We start from the raw sequence: 6,392 nt of genomic DNA, 5'->3' as shown, positions 1-6,392 counted from the left end.
AGGCCCGGCCGAAGTGATTTGGCCCCCCAGGAGTTGCCGCCCGGTTCCCCAGGATACGCCGCTTCCCTTCATCCCTGCTTTACAAATGGCCTTTTTCCATGGTCTTATCGATTGTGTTATGTACTGCAGCTCGACGGCCGCCGTCGTTTTTGGTATATGAATCTTAAGTATAAAATATCCGGCAAGTGAGATCTGTAAATAAGCTTATAGTAAAATAGGGCTGAGAGGGAGCGGGCGAACCCGGGCGGCATCCGGCGGCAGTTCTCGTGGTACCAAATCACTTGAGACCGGGCCTTAGAACGTCTTACGCAGAAGGCAGGAGAACCTCGCAGGGCCTGAAACACTGTCCGAGCCGCCCTTTGGCGAGTTTGTTTCAGGCCCTGCCAATAAGAGGTTCTCCTGCCTTCGGAGTTAGACGTTCTTAGGGCCGGTCGAAGTGATTTGGTACCACGAGAACTGCCGCCGGATGCCGCCCGGGTTCGCCCGCTCCCTCTCAGCCCGGCCCTTAGTCAAATCAACTCCCCCTTTATTAAAGTTATCTGTAAACAGTAACCTCTAGAGAATTACTCTTAGAAATTCTGCTTGCTTTTTAGGTGGTGATATGATATATTACGCTTGTGGTATACACTGGGTATTCATAAGGCATACATTCAAAATACATGTTAGCACACCACACAAGGAGGTTTTTACAATGTCAGAAGAAATGAACAAGGATGCATTAAGTCTTACTGCGGAGGAAATGGAAGAACGAAGAAAGAAATCCCCTTATCTGATTACCAAGGAGGACGGACAGAACTTTCCGATTCCTGATTTGATCGGGGCCGAACGGTTGATACTGGTGGATGGCCAGACCCCTGTGCCATCTGAAGAACTTACCTTCGGCATCTGTTCCTTCGCCCCGCGTACCTCACTGCACAAAAAACATTCCCATGTCGGCTGCGAAGAGATTATGTACATCCTTTCCGGCAAAGGAATCGGAGGGGTAGGCGATATCGAAACCGAGCAGCGCGCCGGAGATACCATTTTCGCACCCAAAGGCGTGGAGCACTGGTTCTATAATCCCTTTGACGAGCCGTTAGTTATGCTGTGGATCTATACGAAAGCCTCCCTGCGAGAAGCGGGTTACGCGCTGGAGTCCAGAGGTTACAAAGAAATCGATCACGATCACGAGTATACGGAAATAAAATAAGAGTTTCGCTTGCGAAACTCTTCGCCGGCGGCGGGCCGCGTATGCGGCATCTTCCTTTCCGCCGCTGTGCGATCCTCCCCGGAGGGGTTTTTATTCAATAGGCGTATTTTCCTATTGAATAAAAAGAGTTTCGCTTGCGAAACTCTTCGCCAACGGCGGGCCGCGTATGCGGCATCTCCCTTTCCGCCGTTGTGCGATCCTCCCCGGAGGGGTTTTTGACATTTTTGCTCTGCTTAAGGAAGTTACATCCGAGGAGGGCAGAAAGGAACTGTTATGGAATTTTTAATGAATGAAAATGTACAGCTGTCTAAAAGAGAGCAGGCATATCAATATCTGAAGGAACAGATCATCTGCCGGCGGCTCATGCCCGGATCTGTGATCAGCGAGAAGCAATTGTCGGCAGAAATAAACAGCAGCCGCACACCAATCCGGGAGGCGATCCAGGCGTTAATCAGTGAAGGTCTGGTGGTATCCATTCCGTCCAAAGGATATCTGGTTTCCGATATTTCTTATGAAAGTATTACTCAGCTGTATGAAGTCCGGGAATATCTGGAGCGCTTTGCCGCCCGGCAGGCGGCTCTCGCGATGCATCCGAATCAACTGGAAGCCATGAGACAGCTTTGTGATGAGATGGAGCGGGATATCGAAGAACACCATTATCATTCACTGACCCGTTCTGACATCATCTTTCACCGCATACTGATTGAAGCCAGTCACAACCTGATACTACAGAAGCTGTATTCACAGATATCCGGACAGATCGAGCGGATCACGAATCTGATCCTGGTCAATTCCTCCAATGTAAAGCGTTCTCATTTACAACATGTCTCACTGGTTCAGGCGCTGAATAATCAGGATGCGGAAACCGTTGAGGATATCATAAAACTGCACATAACTGAAAATAAATTAGTACATTTACAGTCGTTCGCGCCTAATATTTTCGGGATCTCCAGAGTCTGACGGTATGCGTATGGGGATCGGGCATCTGCCGAAATCCTATGAGGGCGTACGGATCTCTTTTGACAACGACGAGACCAAACTTATAACGTGCGCCGCCAGGTGCACCGGAAAAAGCCAGCCTTGACCTTCCGGCCAAAACTGGCTTAACTCAGGGCTGCGCTTTAGCTGCCGTTTAAAAATAGGTAAAGTAAATCTCCGATAGCTGCTTATCCCACTGAAAAAGACCACCGCCTGAAAATTCAATTTTCAGGAGCCTACAATCGGATAGGTCAGATGCTGGGGTGGCATACATACGGTTCCAATGGTTTCCCGTGTCCACTGTGCCGGTATAATCCATTTCAACCGGCGTCCATATAACTCCATCCGCGGATTGATAAAAAGCCATAGGATCGCGATAGGTTCTAAAATAAAAAAGTTTCGCGGTGAAATCGGCAAGGGTTTTCTCTTCGGGCACGGAATAGATGATGGACTCCGTGGTCGCCGTCGTCCTGCGGGCCCGGGCTGTGTCACCCTCAAAATAGTCCGGATTTTCAGCGTCAAGCATCCAATTATCCGTATGTTCATACGTTTTCGACCAATCCTCCAGGGTGTCGTAAGGCTTCTCGGGAGCATCGCAGACAAATCGGATAGACGCCAAATGTTTATCCCAAGAATCCTTGCCTTTATCAAACTCAACCTTGAAATAGCTGGTATCCGGCGGCAGCAAATCCGCCGGCGCCGCCTTTGTCCTATTCCAGCCGCCTCCGGTGGAAAGGGCCTTGTCTAAATTGAAATTCACTTCACTCCAGGCTTTATTATCCGGCGAGGTATAAAATTTAAGCCCTTCAAGGGAATCATGGAAGTAAACATCGGCCTCAAAATCGGTAATATGATTAAAATGATAAATAACCTCCTGCCGTGAAAGGGCTGTGCGGCGCAAGCGCGACGGATCGCCGTCAAATCCGCCGTAAGGGTTATTACCCTCCAGCATCCAGTCTGGGGAAGCAGAGTAAATAAGACTCCAGTCATCTAATTCATCCGTTAAGCTCCAGTCTTTTTGCACCGGTACGGAAGAACCTTCTGTTCCCGTAAAGGTGGTAACGCTGCCCGCTCCTAATGTCACCGTAAATTTTCCGTTTATTAACGGGATAGAAGGAAACTCCTCCAGACTGCAGGCCTCATTGGTGACATATGGTGTGAGCTTGCCGGCCGCGAAACCATCCGGAATGAAATCCAGTACTTGGCTGGTATTGGAATTATTGATAGCCACCAGCGAAAAATCACCGGTTTTCGGATTCTTATAGGCCGAAAGGCTGATCCCCTTTGCCGGCGAGGAATCCACATTTAAACGGACCGAACCGGGCTGGATGAAGCGGCTGAAATTTCCTAACGTATAAAGCCTTTTTGTCGTTTCAAAGGTGCCGTCCGTATAAAGCCGGATCAACGCCTCGTTGCTTGCGGTCTGGCAGGCGCCAAGCCAGTACGTAAAAGCATTCGCGTTTGCTGTGGTCATAAATTCATGAACCCGTTCAGCCCAGCTAATCCCATCCTTCATACTGGCCGTGAACGTGCCGGTACTGGATACTTCGGTTGCCCAAACCCGTTTCCCTTTGCTTTCCGCAAGCGTAAAGGGGCCGATCGTACCGCTATATTGATGCCCGCCCACAATATCAATCCGGTCACACGCTTCTTTCGTATTAAGTGCGTTCGTTACCATGGATTCGCTCCACTGGCCTTTTTCGCCAACGATAACATTCACATTGGTATTGCTTGCCGCAAGCGCCGGCGCAAGGAAATTGGCCAAAAAGTCTGTAAGCATTTCCGGCTTCCATAAACAGGACTGCCAAATTGCTGCATATTCCGGCTCGTTGGCAATGGATATCGCATAAATATCAATATCGTGATACTGTTTATACCCTTCCACATATCTCTTTAAATATTCCGCATATTTTTGATAGCAATCCTTCCGCAGATAACCTCCATTTGTCACTTTGTTATTTGTTTTCATCCATGCCGGAGGACTCCATACCGTGCTGTATATTTTATCAATCCCTCTTGTCTTCGCTTCATTCATCACCCATAATTCCGCGGCGGACCCGGAAAAATCCCAAACGCCGTCCTGCGGTTCTATCGTCGGCATATTTCTCCCATTTCCCACTTCGCATCGAAGCAGGGACAGGCCAATTCCGTTGTCTTTTGAAAAAAGCAGATCCATGATTTCATCACGCTTTGGATGATTATAGATTTCATCTCCATATACGTCGCAGGGCTGGGAGACGCCGAAGCCATCAATCTCCTGCGCGGTGTCGTTCCATGAAATCCTAACCTCCGCATTGGGCACCATTGCCGCATCCGCCCGGATTGTAGCGGAAATAGCCGCCGTGGAAAACGCCAGGACACACGCTAAGACCCTCCGTAATGTTTTTTTCCAACTATTCATTAAACCGTCCTCTCTTTCTGATCAATAGATCTGAAATTCCCACAGGGAGTAACCGTAAATAGTTCCGCGGCTTTTACAGGAAATCCTTACATAGCGCGCGGAGGCGTTCTCAAACTGATATTCCTGTTCCCCGCCGCCGGCGCCTGTTACATTAGCAAGCACCTCCCAAGTCATGCCATCGCTGGAGGTTTCAATATCAAAGTCCTTCGCATAAGCCTTTTCCCAATTTAATACAATCCTTTTAATAGGCTTTTGTTCCAGCAAATCCACGCAAATCCACGCGGTTTCTCCAGTTTTACTGGCCCAGCGGGTATCGTATCCGCCGTCGCAGGCGTAAATGGCCGAGTAGCTATCGTTTTGCATCGAGGAAGCGTTAACAAGCCCTTCAAGCGCCAGATTCTCTCCCGGTTCCGATAGCTGCGCGCCTCTCTCATAGACTTCAAATTCGGCCAGCCCAATATTCATTCCCTGACATTTATTGATTGTGGCCCGCACCCATGTTACCCTTTTTGATGGAAAGCTTACAATTTTAGCCTTACCATTATTAGGCAAAGCCCCAACCGCTAAGGTGGTTCCGTCACTGAAGGTCAAATCCAGGCCCTGCACCCATTCAACGCTGTTGGGGCGGTCATATAAGGCGATTCGGTCAATTTCATGCTCCTTCTCCCAGTTCAGTTGGATCCATGCCCCGCTTCCTTCCCCTGCGGTGACCCACTCCTTGTCCGGAAAGCGGGGATTGCCATCCGTAACGCCGTCAATAGCCTTTTCTCCAGTCTGGCCTGTCCCGGTGTTTTCCGAGGAAGCTGTAACGGACGCGCACAAAGCGATATTGGAATAGTCTTTTTCCCAATAGAACTCGTCACTTTTCACGTAAGATGCCAAATAATTTTTTTCAAATGTGCTTCCAAGCTGAGACTGATATAATTGAATCGCCTGGTATTTCAGATTTCCCGACAAAGGAGCCTGATCCATTCCCACGGGGGCGGGCACTGTAATGCGGTCACTCCATTCCAGCGGCGAGTTTGCGTGCAAGTCTCCGGGCGGAGTAAAGGACTCCAGCGCGGCATTGGGATCCGTGATCACCTTGGGCCAGTTGTTGTCCTGGCTCCCATTAGTAAGCATCGCGTGGATAATACTGCTGCCCAGGATCGGGGAATAGCTTGGATCCCCCCGCTTGATGTTGACAACGGCTTCGTTTGTAAAGAGTCCGGTCGCCTTGTGTCCCCAATGGTAGTCATAAATCGAGGTTGTATAGATACGGTCCGGGCGGTATTCATTGATCAGTCTCTGCAGATCGCCAAGTAATGTGGTGCGGTTATAAGCTCCGTGTTCCCCATATACGGTAAAGTGATAGTCATCTTTGCCAATAGCAGGGTTCCCGTAAGTACTGCTTCCCACATGAGAGGAATAAATCTTCTCCGGATCCGTTGACTGATACAGCTTACCCATAAAGCTGGGATGAAGTCCGCTTACTGCCCAGCCCGTATCGCCATATCCCAAAAAGATAACCGCTTCCCGGGGTACACCGATTTTAAGCAGGGCGTTCGTCGTTTCCGCAATGCGCGTTTTTCCCTTTTCAGCCCCACCCTCTGCGTCGCCGTTGCTGACGACAACAACCCGCAATTCATCCCCGCAGATCAGGGCCTGCCTCATAATTCCCCCAAAGGCAAGCATCTCGTCGTCCTCATGAGGCGCTACCACCAGTATTTTTTCACCGGAAACCGGTTCGGCCGCTTGTGCGGAACAGACCAACCCTAAGGCTGATACAAAAAAAGCACATAGAAAAACCGTAATACTACCCTTCATTTGTTTCCTCTTCTGCTT

Annotated in this window: 4 protein-coding genes; 2 read left to right on the top strand and 2 right to left on the bottom strand. The window is 49.5% G+C overall.

The genetic code is table 11. The features are described from left to right. The first annotated feature begins 691 nt into the window (after positions 1 to 691). Complete coding sequence (locus tag KTH90_RS02850) at positions 692 to 1,189, top strand: cupin domain-containing protein (protein WP_238726214.1); 498 nt, start codon at positions 692 to 694, stop codon at positions 1,187 to 1,189. Positions 1,190 to 1,462: 273 nt separating this feature from the next. Continuing rightward, complete coding sequence (locus tag KTH90_RS02845) at positions 1,463 to 2,149, top strand: GntR family transcriptional regulator (RefSeq protein WP_158352555.1); 687 nt, start codon at positions 1,463 to 1,465, stop codon at positions 2,147 to 2,149. 172 nt (positions 2,150 to 2,321) lie between these two features. Here KTH90_RS02845 and KTH90_RS02840 read toward each other — a convergent pair whose 3' ends face one another. Both KTH90_RS02840 and KTH90_RS02835 read right to left on the bottom strand, forming a co-directional pair. Further along, positions 2,322 to 4,568 (bottom strand): glycoside hydrolase family 30 protein, encoded by a 2,247-nt coding sequence (locus KTH90_RS02840; protein ID WP_158352556.1) that lies wholly within the window; start codon positions 4,566 to 4,568, stop codon positions 2,322 to 2,324. A gap of 21 nt (positions 4,569 to 4,589) precedes the next feature. Continuing rightward, entirely contained in the window at positions 4,590 to 6,374 is a 1,785-nt protein-coding gene (locus KTH90_RS02835) for a DUF7402 domain-containing protein (protein WP_158352557.1), read from the bottom strand. Positions 6,375 to 6,392: the final 18 nt, after the last annotated feature.

Source organism: Diplocloster modestus (genome assembly GCF_019042245.1).
Lineage (GTDB): Bacteria > Bacillota > Clostridia > Lachnospirales > Lachnospiraceae > Diplocloster > Diplocloster modestus.
This window is presented reverse-complemented; position numbering and strand designations above follow the sequence as displayed.